General features: G+C 46.1%; 6 protein-coding genes. 3 read left to right on the top strand and 3 right to left on the bottom strand.

Annotated elements, in window-relative coordinates:
- Positions 1 to 6: 6 nt before the first annotated feature.
- From KHQ79_RS16825 to KHQ79_RS16815, 3 genes are read left to right on the top strand one after another with little or no spacing between them, the layout of a single operon-like run.
- Positions 7 to 7,560, top strand: a complete 7,554-nt coding sequence (locus KHQ79_RS16825; RefSeq protein WP_225516177.1) for a type I polyketide synthase — start codon at positions 7 to 9, stop codon at positions 7,558 to 7,560.
- Position 7,561: 1 nt separating this feature from the next.
- Positions 7,562 to 13,990 carry a type I polyketide synthase gene (locus tag KHQ79_RS16820; RefSeq protein WP_225516175.1) on the top strand — a complete coding sequence of 2,143 codons (6,429 nt, stop codon included), beginning with the start codon at positions 7,562 to 7,564 and terminating at the stop codon, positions 13,988 to 13,990.
- Positions 13,983 to 14,984 carry a phosphotransferase enzyme family protein gene (locus KHQ79_RS16815; protein ID WP_060398087.1) on the top strand — a complete coding sequence of 334 codons (1,002 nt, stop codon included), beginning with the start codon at positions 13,983 to 13,985 and terminating at the stop codon, positions 14,982 to 14,984. The genes KHQ79_RS16820 and KHQ79_RS16815 overlap by 8 nt, the downstream gene beginning before the upstream one ends.
- Before the next feature lie 70 nt (positions 14,985 to 15,054).
- On the opposite strand, the gene KHQ79_RS16810 is transcribed toward KHQ79_RS16815, so the two are convergent.
- The 3 genes from KHQ79_RS16810 to opuE form a co-directional block, all read right to left on the bottom strand.
- Positions 15,055 to 16,431 (bottom strand): alkaline phosphatase, encoded by a 1,377-nt coding sequence (locus KHQ79_RS16810; protein WP_225516173.1) that lies wholly within the window; start codon positions 16,429 to 16,431, stop codon positions 15,055 to 15,057.
- A gap of 112 nt (positions 16,432 to 16,543) precedes the next feature.
- A complete protein-coding gene (locus tag KHQ79_RS16805; RefSeq protein WP_072181537.1) occupies positions 16,544 to 17,242 on the bottom strand; it encodes an MgtC/SapB family protein in 699 nt (232 codons plus the stop codon).
- 105 nt (positions 17,243 to 17,347) lie between these two features.
- Positions 17,348 to 18,826 carry a proline transporter OpuE gene (gene opuE, locus KHQ79_RS16800; protein ID WP_060398089.1) on the bottom strand — a complete coding sequence of 493 codons (1,479 nt, stop codon included), beginning with the start codon at positions 18,824 to 18,826 and terminating at the stop codon, positions 17,348 to 17,350.
- Positions 18,827 to 18,928: the final 102 nt, after the last annotated feature.

The raw sequence follows: 18,928 nt of genomic DNA, 5'->3' as shown, positions 1-18,928 counted from the left end.
ATTTCCATGGCTGACGAGAAACAATGGACAGAAACAGGACTGGAAATAGCGGTAGTCGGTATGGCGGGCAAGTTTCCAGGCGCGGCAAATATTGATGAGTATTGGAGCAACATTTCAAAAGGAATAGAATCGGTCACTCAATTTACCGATGAAGAACTAAAAGAAGCCGGGGTAGATGAGACGCTGCTTCGTCAAGAGGCATATGTAAAAGCAAAACCGATCATTGATGAGGTTTCGGACTTTGACGCGGAGTTTTTCGGCTATTCACCGAGAGAAGCTGCCTTGATGGACCCGCAAATCAGACTCATGCATGAATGTACCTGGGAAGCGCTGGAGCATGCGGGCTGTGACGCTGAACGGTTTAACGGGCTGATCGGGCTGTATGCTGGTGCTTCCAGCAATTTGTCCTGGATGGGCCGTCATATGTATTCCCTTCATAAGAATGAAGACGCTTTTCAAATCATGCATTTAAATGATTCGTCGTTTGCGTCACGAATCGCTTATAAACTTAATTTGAAAGGGCCGAGTGTATCGGTTCAAACCGCTTGCTCGACTTCTCTTGTCGCGATACATATGGCGTGTCAGGGTTTGATTGGAGGAGAATGTGACCTTGCATTAGCCGGAGGTGTTACCCTGAGCCTGCCGCATATATCTGGGTACCTTTATCAGGAAGGAATGATCTATTCAGCAGATGGTCATTGCCGCCCGTTTGACGAAAAGGCGAACGGAACCATTTTTGGTGAAGGAGCCGGAGTGGTGGCGTTAAAGCGATTGAAAGACGCACAAGCTGACGGTGATGTGATTTATGCGGTCATCAAGGGCTCTGCAATTAATAATGATGGAAACAATAAGGCTGGGTATACGGCTCCAAGTGCTGAAGGCCAGGCGAATGTCATTGCCACAGCTATGGAGATGGCGGAAACGGAACCGGAAAGCATTGGTTATGTTGAGGCCCACGGGACAGGAACGCCTGTCGGAGATCCGATTGAAATTGAGGCGCTGACCCGTGCTTTCAATACAGATAAAAAAGCATATTGCCGAATTGGTTCTGTCAAAGCGAATATCGGGCATTTGGACGCCGCCTCCGGGGTAGCGGGATTTATAAAAACCGTTATGATGCTCCATCATAAAATGCTGCCGCCCGCTTTTCACTATCAAAAATCGAACCCGCGCATCAAGTTTGAGAACACGCCGTTTTTTGTCAATACAGAGCTGACTGAATGGGAATCTCTGCAAGGACCGAGAAGAGCCGGCGTGAGCGCCTTTGGAATCGGCGGCGCTAATGCTCACGTTGTCCTTGAAGAGCCCCCATCTCATACTGATGAAATGCCAGCCGGCGGTCCTGAGCTCGTTGTTCTTTCTGGGAGAACAAGACAGGAGCTTACCCGTTCAATGGATCAATTGGCTGATTTTCTTCGCCGGAACCCGGAAGCGCCGCTGCCAGCCATAGCCCGTACGCTACAGCTTGGCAGAAAGCAATTCCAGTACAGAATCTCCTTTGTCGCTTCACATCAAAAGGATCTGCTTGATCAGCTTTCTGATCATCGGCATAAAAAACAAATCACCGAATCGGCGGTTGTTCCAAGCAGCACTATGTTTGTATTTGCGGGAGACGTTCAAGAGGGCTTTGGCCGATATGCGCAGCTGTACCGCACGGAAAACCTGTTCAAACAAGAAGTAGATGCTTGCCTTGAAAAGGTGCAAAATGCTTTTCAGCAGGATGTACTCAGCTTCTTTAAAGCATGTATTTCTGCTCCAGAAACGTACCGGGAAGAGGAAAATCTGGGATTGGTTCATGCGTTGTCGTTCATCATGGAATACGCCGCAGTCCGTTTCTTACAGCACATCGGCATAACACCAGACCGCTTTATCGGGCGGGGATTCGGGGAGTTTACGGCGGCCTGCGCGGCAGGGATGTTTTCCTTTGAAGAAGGGGCCGCAGCCGCATATAAACGCGGAGAGTTAATCAGAATGTCGCCGGCAGGAAAAATGCTCGGTGTCAGCCTGTCAGAACCGGATATCGTTCAATACTTAGAAAAATCATTATCCCTTGCGCTGATTGATGAGCGGTATTGTGCCGTCTCCGGTTTGCCAGAGGATGTGTATCAGCTGAAGGCGCGGCTTGAACAAAAAGGGATAGCTGCTGAGTTATTTGATGGGGATATTGCGTTTCAATCGGATCTTCTGGTCGACGCAGCGGAAGAATTCATGCACTTCCTTGGCATGCTGGACATGAAGTCACCAGACATTCCAGTCGTTTCATCTGTCACTGGAAAAGTGATAACAGATGACGAAGCAGCGGATGCCAGTTATTGGGCCGGCCAAATCTGCAAGCCGATACGGTTTTTTGAACACATCTCGTCTTGTTTGCGGGAGGAACCTGCTATTTGCATAGACCTGCGTTTGACTCAGGGGGCATCAGTGTTTACAGAGCGCCAAGCAATTGGCATGACAGGTGATCTCGGCACACAAGGACACACAGACGTTTTAAAGTTACATATATACGGAGCGTTGTGGAGTCTCGGGTCTGAGGTTGATTTCAGCGTCCTGCATGAACCTCAGCATAATAAAAGGTTAGCTCTGCCGACTTACCCTTTTACAAAGCAGCATTTCCCGTTGCCTAACGGCTTAGTACGGGCTGAACTTGAAGAAGATGAGCCTCACCAGTCGGCAGAACCGTTTCGTGCAATGCCGTTATCTGCTATTGAAAAGACAATCAGAGAAATTGTCATAAAGCATTTTGGATTCAATGAGCTTGACGATGATACGCCGTTTTTTGAGCTGGGGGCTACGTCGCTTGATATCTCTCAATTAGCGGCAAAATTAACAGATCAGTTGAATTGGAAGGTGGAACCAGTTCTGCTTTATCAATTTGCCGCAGTTCGCAGCCTGGCGAAGCATCTTCATCAACAGGTTCAAACGAAGGCCGGGCAGCCAGAAATGACGCAGCATCAAAAGGTGTCGCAAAGCCGTCTGAACGGTCAGGGATCTGATATCGCGATTATCGGTATGGCAGGGCGTTTTCCGGGAGCCGGCAATTTGGATGAGTTTTGGAATAATCTCGTAAACGGCAAAGAAACTATCAGCTTCTTTACGGATGAAGAATTAAAAGCGTCAGGCATTGATGACCAGCTCTTGCAGCACCCCGATTATGTAAAAGCGAAGGGGATCATCGAGGACTCTGATATGTTTGATGCGGATTTTTTCCAATATTCCTCAAGAGAAGCAGAATTGATGGACCCGCAATTCAGGCTTTTACATGAATGTGCCTGGGAGGCCTTAGAAGATGCGGGCTGCGACCCTGAGCGGACAACAGGGAAAATCGGCGTCTACACCGGGACAAGTCCGAACCTCGAATGGATTACACGTTTCGCAGGGAAACTGGATGGGACTGAACAGTTTAGCTCCATGCTGTTAAATGACAGAGAATTTTTCAGTACCCAGCTTGCTTATAAATTAAACCTGCATGGGCCGAGCATCACAATGCAAACAGCCTGCTCCACTTCTTTAGTCAATATTGGAGCGGCATGTCAAGCGCTGCAAAACGGAGCATGTGACGCGGCGCTTGCGGGAGGCGTAACTGTCAGCACCCCTTTGCGGTCAGGCTATGTTTATCAAGATGGCATGATTCAATCACCTGATGGGCATTGTCGTCCTTTTGATGAGGATGCAGGCGGCACAGTTTTTGGCGATGGCGCGGGGATTGTCGTTTTAAAAAGATATGAGGACGCCGTTAAAGAAGGGCATACCATTTATGCGGTCATAAAAGGGGTCGGAATGAATAATGACGGAAGCCGAAAAGTCGGTTTTACCGCCCCGAGCGTAGAAGGCCAGGCCGAAGTGTTAAAGAATGCATACGAGAATGCAGGGATTGATCCGAACACAGTAGGGTATATCGAAGCTCACGGAACCGGTACAAAAATGGGTGATCCAATCGAAATGGAAGCGCTGAGCCAGGTTTTTAAAAGTGACAGGCCAATGTCAATTCCAATCGGGTCAGTGAAAAGCAATGTCGGACATTTAAACAGCGCTGCCGGGATTGCCGGACTCTTTAAGGCCGTTTTATCGCTAAAACATAAAACAATTTTGCCAAGCTTGAACTACACAACACCTAATCCGCATATTCATTTTGACCGGACGCCATTTTATGTCAATACCGAGGCGACATACTGGAAGGAATCCGCTGATCCAAGGCGGGCGGGTGTCAGCTCCTTCGGAATTGGCGGCACAAATGCGCACATTGTACTGGAAGAAGAGCCGGAGTCAGGCAGAGAAGCTTCCGAGAGCCAGCGGTATTTGCTAGTTCTGTCAGCAAAAACAGACACAGCCTTAGAGCGGATGACAAATCGATTGAAGGAATTTCTTCGAATGCATCCAAACGTTCCGTTAGAGGATGTGGCATACACCTTGCAAGTTGGCAGAAAACAATTTTCATACCGAAAAGCGGTCGTGCTGTCAAAATCAACGGAATGGGAAAGCGGTGCAGAGCTCACAGCTTATCAAAGACACAGTGGGCGCCCGACTGCCTTTATGTTCTCCGGGCAAGGCTCTCAGTATATTGATATGATGAAAGATTTATATGAAGCTGAACCTGTATTTCAGAAAGAAGCGGACCGCTGTTTTGCCTTAGCACAGAAGTCACATCAAATTGATTTGAAGGCGATCGTCTTCCCAGATTCAAATGATGGGGCGAAGCTGACGGAGACCGCTGTTGTGCAGCCGCTGCTGTTCATCTTTGAATACGCGCTCGCAAAGCTGCTGCAAAGTGCAGGCATCTCACCGGATTATATGATTGGACACAGCATTGGTGAATACACTGCTGCATGCCTGTCAGGCGTGTTTTCATTAGACACGGCTTTAACGCTCGTAATGGAGCGGGGAAGGCTGATGCAGCAGCTGGAATCTGGAGCAATGATGAGTGTTCAGCTATCAGAGGAAGAGCTGCAGCCGCTGCTTACGAACAGTCTGTCACTTGCGGCTGTCAATGCTCATGACTTATGCGTAGTATCCGGAAAAAGAGAAGACATTGAGACGTTTGCGGTTCTTCTTGAAGAAAAGGGCGTTGCCGGCCGCCACCTGCATACTTCTCACGCTTTTCATTCTTATATGATGGAACCCATTCTTGAGGAATTTGCCGCGATTGTAAAGCAACAGGATATGAACACCCCTCGGATTCCATTTGTTTCGAATGTAACGGGAACATGGATAACACCGGAACAAGCAGCAGACCCGGCTTATTGGTCTCAGCACTTAAGAGGCACAGTCCGCTTCCATGAAGGATTAGAACAGATTTTGAGTGACGATAACGTTCTGTTAATAGAAGTCGGACCGGGCAGCACGTTAAGCACATTTGCCAGAAGGCATAAGAAGAGATCTAGCCAGCATGACATCGTCAATCTCGTCAGACATGTTCAAGAACCAGCGCATGATCATTCCTATTTCTTAAAGAAATTAGGTCAGCTTTGGGTCTGCGGCTGTAAAATTGACTGGAGGCAGTATGGCGGTGATAAGCCTAAGCGTCTGATATCGCTTCCGCCTTATCCTTTTGAGAAAAAACGCTATTGGATTGAAGCGGCTGACAATGCGGCTGCTTTCACCGCAGTTGATGAATGGAATAAAAAGAAACCGATGGATCAATGGTTCTATCTGCCGTCATGGGAAAGAAAGATCAAGTCCGCTGACAGCCGAAAGAAAGAGCAGCCAGCTGAAAGCGGAAAAACCCTGGTTTTCCATGAAGGAACAGCCTTTGGAGATCGGCTGGTGCAAGCGATACGCCGCCAAGGACACGAGACCGTAATTGTCACGAGAGACCGGCAATTCAAAAAAATAAACAGCGGATTGTATGTCATCAATCCAGCTGATGGGACACATTATGAGCGTTTATTTTCTTCACTTGCTTCAGACGGGCTTCTTCCAAACTGTATGATGCATCTGTGGAGCGTTTCGGAGCAAGGGGAATCCTCCAAAACTTTCAGCACGTACAGTGAAAACGGCTATTATAGTTTGATTTTTACTGCACAGGCGGCATCTAATCAAAAACAAATGAACGAATGTAACATGTTTGTGCTGACAAGCGGGATTCATGAGGTGACTGGAGAAGAACAAATCAATGCTGAAAAATCGACAATTTTGGGGCCGTTGAAAGTCATCCCGCAGGAATATAACCATTTGAAGTGCTGGAACATCGACATTCCTCCTTTACCGGATACATTGACATGGAAAGAAGAGGAGCTGATTAACCAAATCCTGACAGAAACTGATGCAGCGGGCGAGGATCAAATTATCGCATACCGAAACCGCCGCCGATGGGTGCAGATGTATCAGCCTGTTCAGTTAAATAAAGCGTCCGGCTTGCCGAATATGATCCGCCCGAAAGGTGTTTATCTTATTACGGGAGGGCTTGGCGGAATCGGATTTGTGTTATCAAAGCTGCTTGCACAAGAAGGAAACGTCCGTCTGATTCTGACAGGAAGAAGTGAACTTCCGCAGCGCAGCCAGTGGGAAAGCTGGTGCGAGAAACATGAGGAAGATGATCCGATTAAGGCGAAAATCCTGAAAATAAAAGAATTGGAACGGTTAGGCGCAAAGGTGACAGCTCTTCAGGCAGATGCGGGAAGCCTGTCGGATATGCAGGCTGTTATGAGAAAGGTTCATACTGAGTTTGGACAGCTGAACGGCGTCTTTCACGCTGCCGGGCTTCCGGGAAGTTCGTCTTTCAGGGCGATTACAGATATACCTGCAACGATTGAAGGCGGAGAAGACCAGTTCCAGTCTAAAGTCAGGGGATTGAAAGTGCTTGAATCTCTATTAGAAAACGAAAATATAGATTTTTGTTTCTTATTTTCATCGATTAGTGCTTTGCTTGGAGGTCTCGGTTTCTCAGCTTACTCAGCAGCGAATATTTATATGGATGCTTTTGCGGCGAGGGTGAATCAGCGCAGCAAGACTCCTTGGGTTTGCGTGAACTGGGATGCATGGAACTTCTGGGGCCAGCTTGAATCTACTATCGGAGAATCTATTGCTGAACTTGCCATTTTGCCTGAAGAAGGAGCAGCTCTTTTTCAATATGTGCTGTCAGATATCAACAATCGCCATTTATTAGTTTCAACAGGTGATTTGGGACACAGAATGAAGCAATGGATATCCATGAATGCCGATAGCATAGCGAAAGAGGAGAAGAAGACGGGCGCCTTACACACCCGACCTGAATTGAATAATCCGTATGTCGCCCCCCGCAACAAAACAGAACAGGTCATATGCGGCATTTGGCAAGATTTCATGGGTCTGGAGCAAGTCGGCATACATGATAACTTTTTTGATTTGGGAGCCAGCTCTTTAGACATTGTACAAGTGACAAACCGTTTAAATAAAGAATTGGGAACCAACGAGGCTGTGGTGACTTTATTCACATACCCGTCTGTAGCTGCTTTAGCGCAATTTATCAGTCCTGATCAAGAGGAAAGTGAAGAGGATAAAGAAGAAATGGCAGCTGTATCCAAGGGACGGAGAAAAACGCGGATACGCAATCAGCGAGATAAAAGATTGAGAGGCGGCGAATAGAATGAGTAATTCTCATTATGCGAATCATGGAGCTGAAATTGCGGTAATCGGTATGGCAGGCCGATTTCCGGGAGCAAAAAACGTGCAGGAGTTTTGGAGCAATTTAAAAAATGCGAAAGAGACGATTTCTTTTTTCACTGATGAGGAGCTGAGAGAAGAGGGAGTTAATGAAGAGCTGCTGAATGATCCGCGATTTGTCAAAGCAAAAGGAATTGTGGAGGATGTAGATCTGTTTGATGCCGGCTTCTTTGATTATACGCCGAAGGAAGCTGCCATGATGGATCCGCAGTTCCGTATCTTTCATGAATGCGTGTGGACGGCCTTGGAAGACGCCGGCTACGATCCTTTCACTTATAAAGGGCAGATCGGCCTTTATACCGGAGCGGGCCTCAATGCAGAATGGGTGCTGAGGGCTCTTCAGGGAGCAAAGTCTGGAGAAGACTCAAAGACGCTGGAAACAGCTGTTTTGAATATGAGAGATTACATGGCAACACTTATTTCTTATAAGCTTAACCTGAAAGGGCCGAGCATGATGGTGCAGACTGCTTGCTCAACCTCGATGGTCTCTATTCACCTTGCTGCTCAGGCTTTGTTAAATGGGGACTGCCATATGGCGGTTGCAGGCGGGGTCTCTATCCGCCTGCCGCAAAAATCCGGGTATCTCTACCAAGAAGGTATGATCCATTCTCCAGACGGGCATTGCCGCGTCTTTGATGATGAGGCGGCAGGCACAGTATTTGGAGACGGGGCAGGAGCGGTCATTTTAAAAACGCTTGAAGATGCTGAAGCAGACGGAGATCATATTTATGCAGTAATAAAAGGTACTGCGATCAATAATGACGGCAGCAGAAAGGTTGGATATACAGCGCCGAGCACCAAAGGCCAGGTAACAGCGATCAAAACAGCCCTGCACATGGCCGAGGTGGAGCCTGAAACCATTACCTATGTCGAGGCTCACGGCACAGGGACGACACTCGGTGATCCGATAGAAATTGAAGCATTAAAACAAGCTTACCAAACGGACCGTCGCGGCTACTGCAGAATTGGTTCTGTCAAATCCAACATCGGTCATTTAAATGATGCATCTGGTGTAGCTGGATTTATGAAAGCAGTTCTAAGCTTAAAGCACAAAGTGATTCCGCCGACTCTGAATTTCGAAAAGCCAAACGCCAAAATTGATTTTGAGCAATCACCATTTGTCGTCAATACGAAACTCACCCCTTGGGAAGAAAATGAGTTCCCGCGCAGAGCGGGCGTTAGCTCATTTGGCATTGGGGGAACAAATGCCCATGTCATTTTAGAGGAAGCGCCGGCACAGCAAAAGGCAGCGGAAAGACATGACGCTGAACTCTTATTGCTGTCAGCCAAAACACCGGCCGCTTTAAACAGCATGACAGACCGGCTGTCAAACTATTTCGTGAAAAATCCGCAGGCCAATTTGGCAGCCGCGGCATATACCCTCAAAGTAGGGCGTCATTCGTTTCCTTATAAAAAAGCGATTGTGGCAGCGGATGTGCCTGAGCTTCTTCAGGCTATTCATGAAAATGACTATGAGTCTGTTAAAACCGGCAGCTCTCAATCTGCAAGCCGGCCCGTTGTCTTTCTTTTTCCGGGACAGGGGGCGCAGTATGTTGATATGGCTAAAGGGCTTTACGATACTGTACCGATTTTTAAGGAAGAGCTCGATGCCTGTTTTGACATATTAAAAAATCATATGGACACAGATCCGCGCACGGTGCTTTTCTCTGACAATAATCAGCATGATGCAAAACTGATTAACCAAACTGAATATACGCAGCCTCTTCTGTTCTGTATCGAATATTCACTTGCAAAAATGCTGATCCACTGGGGAATTAAGCCGAAAGCAATGGCGGGACACAGCATCGGTGAGTATACGGCTGCAGCCATTTCCGGTGTGCTCTCATTGGAAGATGCTCTTGACATCGTCAGCTATCGAGGGGCAGCACTCCAAAATCTGCCGTCCGGTTCTATGCTTAGCGTTTCTTTAAGCGAAGCAGACATCAAATCGTATACAGACGGAACCATTTCAATCGCTGCTGTGAATGCATCGGATTCATGTGTTGTATCAGGAGAATCAAGTGCGATTGATGCATTGGAAAGGAAGCTGAACGCGGAAGGACACAGCTGCAGAAAGCTTCATACATCACATGCCTTCCATTCGTATATGATGGAACCGGTTTTAGAAAGCATGAAACAAAAGCTCTCAGCCTATCAATTTAAAAAACAAAAGATCCCGTTTGTCTCAAATGTAACAGGAGACTGGATCACTGATGAGGAAGCTGGAGATCCGTCATATTGGGCTGATCACTTGCGGGGAACCGTCAGATTTATGAACTGCGCAAAACGCTTAAAAGAAGAGCTGGATCCAATTTTTATAGAGGTCGGCCCTGGAAATGCGCTGCGTTCGTTTGTCAGCAAATTGTATCAGGCAGAGGACGAGCAGCACATTGCAATCCAGCTGATGAGGCATCCAAAGGAGGCAGCTTCTGATTACCGTTACTTGCTGAGCAGACTGGGTGAGATGTGGCTGCACGGGGTGCCGGTCGATTGGACAGCTTTTTATGATCAAGAGCAATGCCAGCTTATTCCGCTTCCAACGTACCCTTTCGAAAGAGAAAGATATTGGATTGGCCGGACAAATGAACAGTCGGGAACACCGGTGGCAGAAAATTTTCAGCTTTTGGTGCCTGAGCAAGCAAATGACGGGCAGACAGCGGATACAGAATCAGATGTTCAATTTAATGAGACAGAGGCGGTCTTGGCAGCTACGTGGAAGGACATTCTCGGAGTCAAACGTGTCACATTAGATACCCATTTCTTTGAAACAGGCGGGCATTCATTGAACGCCACTGGCCTGATTTCCCGCATTCACAAGGAATTTGGAGCGGAGCTTACGCTAAGCGACGTGTTCCAGCACCCAACAATCCGTGCGCTTGCCGCACTTATTGAGCGCTCTGACAGAAATCAATATACATCCATTCAGCCTTCAGAGAAAAAAGACGTATACAGGCTGTCAGCGGCACAGCGGAGAACGTATTTGATTCATCAGAGAATCGGGCAAGTCACCACATATAACATGCCGATGGCTCTTTTGTGCTTCGGAAAAATTGATGCCGCCCGCTTCGAGGACACATTCAAAAAGCTGATCGAAAGGCATGAAACACTGCGTACAACGTTTGAAATTAAGGATGGAGAACCTGTGCAGAGAATCCATCAGAACTTTGATTTTTCGATTGAACAAACCGAAGCGAAAATGGATGAGCTTGATGACGAAATCAGTTCATTTATACGGCCATTTGATCTTAAGGTCTCTCCATTAATTCGGGTGAAATTCGTCAAAATTGAGGAAGAAAAACATGCGTTGCTTGTTGATATGCATAATATTGTGGCGGACGGCGCCTCGATGAATATTTTTATAAAAGAATTTACCCATTTATATAGAGGGGAACAGCTCCCGGAAAAAATCATTCAGTATAAAGATTATGCGGAGTGGCAGCAGGCATTTTTTAATAGTGACATGTTTAAACGACAAAAAGAGTATTGGCTGAAGCAGCTTGAGGGCGAAGTGCCCGTGCTGAATATGCCTCTTGATTATGAACGAAAAGAACAAAGCTTTTTAGGCAGGGCAATTAAGTTTACAATCCCGCCTCGCGTTTTAGAAAAGCTTGAGAAAATCGGAGAGGCGCAGCAGCTGACCAACAATGTCATACTGTTTCAGCTCTATGCCATGCTTTTGTCCAGCTATACAAAACAGCAGGAGCTGATGATTGGGTCATTGGTGGCAGGCCGGCGACATGCGGATATTGAGAATACGATCGGCATGTTTACAAACTTTTTGCCGATCAAAATTCATTTGAATCCTGAAGAGTCGTTTGCCGGCAACCTTCAACACACAAAACAAACTCTGCTTGAAGCTTATGACCATCAGGATTATCCATACGATCAAATGGCAGAAGCGCTGCAGCCGGTGATCAAGCCGAACCGCAACCCTTTCTTTGATACCATGCTGATCTATCATAATGAGTATGACCCGAATATAAAAATAGAGGCGGGCGGATTAACATTTGAAACATACGAATTCGCAAAGGGCATTTCAAAGCTTGATATGAAAATGGACGTCGTGAAGGAAGTGACGGGAGAGCTTAAATGTGTGCTTCAATACAACCGGTCCCTTTTCACTCATGAATCCATGCAGGCATTTGTTTCTCATTTTATCTCTCTTGCTGAAAAAGCTGCAGAAGAGCCTGAAAAACGCATAAAGGACATTCCGGTGCTGAGCCAAAAAGAGCAGGAAGAGGCCGAGCGGAAAAGGGAGAGAGAGTCAAACCGAGTCATCTCGTGCCCATTAACCATCTGTTCCAATTTTACGGCTGATCCGATTGTGCCTTACCTAAAATGGTGGGGCGAACAGTTTGATATCAATCTAGATATAAAGCTGTCTCCTTACGGTCAGGTGTTTCAAGAATTGCTTAATGAAGAAAGCTTGCTGTCACGGCAAAAAAATGGTGCTAACCTGCTGTTGATTCGCCTTGAGGATATGGCAGGGGATTCAGGTCTTTCTTTGGAAGAAAGAATGGCTCACGTTCAATATAATTCAGATGAACTGCTCGCCATCATGAAACAAAAGAAAAAGGAAGTGCCTTATTTCATTGGATTGCTGCCGCTGGAAAATGTGAAAGAGCAGGAGCTCCGGGACATCCTTGTGCAATCCCAGCAGAATTGGATCGCGCAGCTTGCTGGAGAAACGGATGTACATTTGATTGATCTCCGCCAGCTGCATCAAACATACCAGCTTGATGCCATATTTGACCCGCAAAGTGAAAGAGCGGCAAGAATACCGTTTACTGAAGAATTTTATGCGGCGATGGGAACACGGGTGGCACGTGAGTTTGCGGCATGGCTCAAACCGCCATTTAAAGCGGCCGCCATCGATTGTGACGGCACTTTGTGGAGCGGTACCGTGTCTGAAGTTGGTCCGGAAGGAGTCATGATTACTCCTGCCCACCGAGCGCTGCAGCAATTTTTAAAGAAGAAACAAGAAGAGGGTCTGCTCCTTGTGCTTTCAAGCAGAAATAATGAAGAAGACGTCTGGAATGTGTTTGAACGTCATCCAGATATGATTTTGAAGAAAGAGGACTTTGTCCTGTCCCGCATTAATTGGAATGAGAAAGCAAGAAACATGAAAGAAATGGCCGATGAGCTGAACATTTCAGTGGATCGGTTCATATTCTTAGATGATGATCCGGCTCAATGCCTGGAAATGAACGAACGCCTGCCAGAGGTTCTGACCTTGCTTCTGCCGTCTGATACAGATTCTATTCCGATGTTCTTAGACCATGTCTGGGCATTTGACAGATTCAGAGTGACAGAAGCTGATCAAAAGCGCACGGAACGATATTTGGCAGCGCAAGAAAGAAAAATAGATTTGAATACGTCCCGTTCGCTTGAAGACTTTCTTTCCGGCTTACACTTGCGTATCGCCTTGACTGAGATGACAGAAGAGCATTTGCCGCGAGTTGCTCAGATGAGTGCGAGAATTAATCAGTTCAATATGAATCCGTCAGTCTATCGTGAAGAGCAGCTTGCCCAGCGGCTCAATACGGACGGCCATATCGGCTGGATCGTTGAAGCAGCGGACAGATTCAGTGATGAAGGCATCGTCGGTGCAATCATGGGAATCCGAACAGAAGATTCATTAAAGCTAGATACTTTTCTGCTCAGCTGCCGCGCACTAGGCAAAGGAATTGAACATAAAGTGCTGTCAGGCCTTGCTTCTTATGCACGGGATAAACAGCTTGCGACGTTGTCCTTGGAGTATAAGAAATCAGAAAAGAACCGGGCTTTTTCTGAGTTTTTGGCTGAGCATCACTTTAAGGAAGAGGCTGGCCTGTTAAAAACGGTTTATCACATAACCGTCGATGAGGTAGAGGATCAAAGCGGACATATCGAATGGGCGTCCTCTTTACAGCCCGCGCCTCGCAAAAAGGCGAAAGTGATTGCTGATAACGTATTGCAATCCGCTTTAATGGAAAACACAAACGCTCATTGGGAAGTGCTGCATGCTGAAAAATCCTTGCATTCTCCATATTTAATGGCCTTAGATACCAATCAGCCGGAGCATTTGCGGGCTCTGTTAGTGAAGGAACATGTAGGAGCTGAAACAGAAGATAGCGGGCCGGAGACAGAACAGCAAAAAATTCTCTTAGATATTTGGAAGGAAATTCTCCACCTGGATTATGTAGGAATTGACAACGATTTCTTTGATTTAGGAGGAAATTCGCTGCTCGCTGTCAAAATGGAAGTAGAGATGGAAAAGAAAGGCTGGTATGTTGATGATTTGAATCTTGCGAAAAAACACACGATAAGAGAATTATCTAAATATATGAAGAGGGAGAATCAGCATGCATAAAGATATTAAAGCAATATTTGATGAAGAAAAGGTTTTGGCAGAAGCTGCCGTTATATATGGATTTACTAGAGATCAAGTACAGTTTTTAGCGGATGCGGAAAACTATGTGTATGAGTTTGCCAAAGACAATGAATCTTATATTTTAAAGATTACACACACGATTCGCCGGTCGCCGGATTATATTATGGGAGAGATGGAATGGCTCCATCATCTTGCTGAAGGCGGGCTTTCAGTCGCCAAACCGATCCCGTCGTTAAACGGGAAGGATGTTGAGGAAGTGCCGGACGGAAACGGCGGAGCATTTTTATTGAGAGTGTATGAAAAGGCGCCGGGTCATAAAGTAGACGAATCTGAGTGGAACGAAACCCTATTTTTTGAGCTTGGCAGATATACAGGGAAAATGCACAGCCTGACAAAAAGCTATAAACTGAGCAATCCAAGATTTAAAAGACAAGAGTGGGATGAAGAAGAGCAGTTGAAGCTCAGAAAATATGTCCCTGAAGATCAGACAAAGGTTTTTCAGCAGGCAGACGATTTAATGAATGAGTTGCGGCAACTGCCAAAAAAACGTGACAGCTACGGCCTTGTTCACGCAGATCTTCACCATGGTAATTTTAACTGGGATCATGGGAAGATCACTACATTTGATTTTGATGATATCGGGTACAACTGGTTTGTGAATGACATCAGCATTCTTCTCTACAATGTACTATGGTATCCGGTTGTCCCATATGAAAATAAAGCAGCCTTTACAGAAGAATTTATGACACATTTTATGAAAGGGTACAGGGAGGAAAATGAAATTGCCGCCGAATGGCTCAAGAAAATCCCGGATTTCCTCCGCCTGCGCCATATGCTGATTTATGGATTGCTCCACCAAATGTTTGACCTTGATTCAATAGGAGAAGAAGAAAAAGAAATGCTGAAGGGATTCAGAAACGATATCGAAAATCAAACGCCGATAACCGAATTTGACTTTTCGAAGTTAGCTTAAGAAATTTGCGCCGATCCTTTCTGGGGCGGCGCTCCTTAATAAAAAAACTCCGGCTGTGAGCCGGAGTTTTTTATTTTTGTTCTAAAATGGCAAAAATGTTTTTTGCCTGCTGCGTATTGTCGATAAGCCCCTTCCATTTTTCTTTTCCCGGACCGTAAGCATAAACCGGTACGTCTTCCCCGGTGTGGGCTAACGTCGTCCAGCCTGAAAAAGACCGTTTATCAAAAATCAATTGAATGCTTTTTTGGACAGCAGCTGTATTCGATTGTGAGGCTGCGTTTTTAACCTGATTGATCTCATTTTCCGTCAGCTTCATATCAATATAAGTGCTGAGCACTTTTTCGGCATCTTGGCCTTCAGCGATCTTCTCTGCCATATAGCCCGGCGTTTTTTTAGCGGCGATGATTGGGGAAGGATCCCATTTATAGCCGGTCTCGCGCGTCATTCCCTCTGCGCCGTAAGAGAACCCGCCTGTAGAGTGGTCAGCTGTAATAATAACCAGCGTTTCTTTATCTTTTTTCGCAAAATCCAGAGCAGCTTGAACACCTTTCTCGAAATCTTCCATTTCACTCAAAGCGCTCACCACGTCATTTTCATGGGCTGCATTGTCAATATTGCTTCCTTCCAGAAGCATAAAAAAACCGTTTTCGTTCTTCTGTAACTGAGTGAGTGCCGCTTCTGTCATGTCTTTTAGAGAAGGTGTACTGTTCTCTCTGTCAATCGCTTTATCTAATTCTACTTCTCCAAACAGTCCGAGCAGCTTATCGTGCTGATTTTTTTTCAGGTTTTGCTTTGTGGTCACATAATGATAGCCGTCTTTTTGGAATTCTTCAGCAAGATTTCGGTCATTGCGAATGAAATATTTCGCTCCGCCTCCCAGTAAAACATCAACCTTATGAGATCCATTAATCCGTTCATCATAGTATTGGTCAGCAATTTCAGTGTAGTTTTTCCGTGAGATGTTATGTACGCCGAAAGCAGCGGGAGTGGCGTCGGTTAAGTCCGAAGTCACGACAAAGCCGACGGACTTCTTATTCTCCTTGGCAGCTTCTGTTACGCTTTTGAGCTGCTGATGATTGTTGTCTACAGCAATGGCATCGTTATACGTTTTCGTTCCGGTTGCCATGGCGGTTGCAGCAGCCGAAGAGTCAGTAATATTGTCTCTGGGATCGTTAGGATGTGTCATCTGCATGCCTGTTAAATAAGAGTCCCATGCTGTTTGGACGGGAGTGTTCAGCTTTTCGCTTTTTAATGTCCTATAGCTGTTAATCATTGGCATACCCATTCCGTCTCCGATGATTAAGATAATATTTTTAGGATTCTTGCTGCTCTTGGATGATTGAGATTGAGGAGGGGATATGAATTCTGTTATGGCAAAAATACTTAAGAAAGCAGTCAAAATGAGGGCGACAGTTACTGTAAACCGGGCTTTGGTAATGAGGAACATCTCCTTTTATTATATTTATTTACTAATATGTATTTTATTTGAAAGTAATAGAGACTTCAATGTTTTTTTCGATGACAGCGAAAAGCCAATGGGATTCATGTCCCATTGGCTTTTATAATGTATCACACTTTACGCCGACTACGCCTTCAATGTCTTTAATGTCATAGTAGACATCGGTCGTGTATCTGTTTTTATGGACGCGGACCTTTACTTCCATGATCGGAAATTCCTTTTCGCCCAGGTCGTCGATCCGGACGGAGTGTGTTTTGATATCTCTTCTTTTCATTTCTTTTAAAATCTCTGTCATTTTGTCCTTATCAGAAAGCGACATTCTGATGCGGATGTCTTTTTCCTGCAGGCGGTCGGGACCGATTTTTCTGACCACCCATGGCAGAAATTCTACGCTGATCAGGATGAACAGAAGACTGGCAAACGCTTCTTTATAAAATCCGGCTCCCGTTGCCAGCCCGAGCCCCGCAGCCCCCCAGATCATAGCCGATGTCGTCAGGCCGGAAATGACATCGTTGCTTTTCCGCAAGATGACACCGGCTCCGATAAACCCGACGCCGGAGATGATTTGTGCCGGCAGACGCAGCGGGTCCATCATGATGCGGTAGTATTTAGGGAAATGATATGCCGCATTAATACTGACGATCGTCAGCATGCATGAGCTGACGGCGATAACGATACAGGTTTTTAATCCGAGCGGCTTATTTTTTAATTCGCGCTCAAGCCCGATGACCATGCCAATCAACGTGGCAATGCCCAATTTTAATAAAATATCAGGATCAATGTACCAGCTCAACAGCAACTTCCCCCTTATCTAAGGTGTTTTTAAATAAATATGATTTTCTCACAGTATTTATAGCAAAACAAGGGCACAAAAGCCACCAAGCTGCGCTTGATGGCTTTTTGATTACTTTTTGCGTTTTAACAGCTTTTCCATAACACCAAATAATCGGTAAGAGGCTTTTGCAGGACGCTTTGTAATCATGCTGACTATGATGCCGGCAATCATACTGAGGATGAACCCAGGGATGATTTCGTACACTCCGGTTGATTTTGCCAGGCCGGTTGTAATCCAGATCAACACGGTCACAGCCCCGACAATCATCGCAGCAAGCGCGCCCCATTCGTTCATCCGCTTCCAATACAGGCTGAGCAGAATCGCAGGCCCGAAAGCTGAACCGAAGCCGGCCCAAGCATATCCGACTAAATCAAGAATGGTGCTGCTCGGATTCAATGATAAGAGAACCGCGATAACGGCAATCACTAAGACGGACAGACGCCCGATCATGACCAATTCTTTATCGGAAGCCTTTCGTCTGAAATACGTCCGGTATAAATCCTCTGTCACAGCACTTGCTGTTACCAAGAGCTGTGAGGAGATGGAACTCATGATCGCAGCTAAAATAGCTGACAATAGGAATCCTGTAATTAAAGGATGAAACAAGATTTTAGAGAAGATAATGAATATCATCTCCGGATCTTTTACAGCAACTCCGAATTTATGGGCATAAGCAACACCGATCAAACCTGTCAGCACGGAACCGAGAACTGAAATGATCATCCAGCTCATGCCGATTCTGCGCGCAGGCTTTAAATCTTTAATGTTTTTAATGGCCATAAATCGGACGATAATATGAGGCTGGCCGTAGTAGCCCAAGCCCCAGGCTAAATAGGAAATAATGCTAATGACGCTCGCGCCTTTAAAGATATCCAATAAGTGTGGGTTAACAGCGCTGATTTCATGGAAAGTTGGAGTAACGCCGCCCACATGGGTAAAAGCAACGATCGGCACAAGCACTAGTGCTGCAAACATGATCGCACCCTGCACGAAGTCAGTCAGACTGACAGCAAGGAAGCCGCCAAACAGTGTATATAACACGACTACTGCGGTAGTCAGAAACAAGCCTAATTTGTAATCCGCGCCAAAAGCAGATTCAAACAGCCGTCCGCCAGATACCATACCCGAAGAGGTATATAATGTGAAAAAGATCATGATAACCAAAGCAGATACGATTTTCAGCAGTGATGAAGAATGCTGGAATCGTTTATCAAAGAAATCAGGAATCGTAATGGCGTCATCCGCCGCTTCCGTATAAGCTCGCAGTCTTGGAGCCAGCAGCAAGTAGTTTGAGTACGCCCCGATTGTAAGCCCTAAAGCAAGCCATAAGGTTGACAGCCCTGTCGCAAACATCGCGCCGGGAACACCCATCAGCATCCATCCGCTCATATCCGCCGCGCCGGCAGACAAAGCAGTGACAAACGGTCCGAGACCTCTTCCTCCAAGCATGTAATCGTTGATGTCAGTGGTTTTCTTAAATGCATACCAGCCGATTAACAGCATGGCAATAAAGTAAATTCCTAACGATATAATAATTTCAATACTCACGTTTTACCCTCTCTTCATTTCTAATAATGTTGCATCACCTCTCAAATTGATGGTGCCAGTTAAGCAGCCTGGCGCAAGTGCAAACCGAAAGCAATTCTTTTG

Source organism: Bacillus sp. TSO22 (assembly GCF_020223595.1).
GTDB classification, from domain to species: domain Bacteria; phylum Bacillota; class Bacilli; order Bacillales; family Bacillaceae; genus Bacillus; species Bacillus inaquosorum.
The sequence above is the reverse complement of the archived record's forward strand: the minus strand, read 5'-3'. Positions and strand labels throughout refer to the sequence as shown.

Excerpts from the sequence above, each read along its gene's own strand:
- KHQ79_RS16825 (WP_225516177.1), top strand. The coding sequence starts at position 7 with ATGGCTGACGAGAAACAATGGACAGAAACAGGACTGGAAATAGCGGTA.
- KHQ79_RS16810 (WP_225516173.1), bottom strand. The coding sequence starts at position 16,431 with ATGTTCCTCATTACCAAAGCCCGGTTTACAGTAACTGTCGCCCTCATT.
- KHQ79_RS16815 (WP_060398087.1), top strand. The coding sequence starts at position 13,983 with ATGCATAAAGATATTAAAGCAATATTTGATGAAGAAAAGGTTTTGGCA.
- KHQ79_RS16820 (WP_225516175.1), top strand. The coding sequence starts at position 7,562 with ATGAGTAATTCTCATTATGCGAATCATGGAGCTGAAATTGCGGTAATC.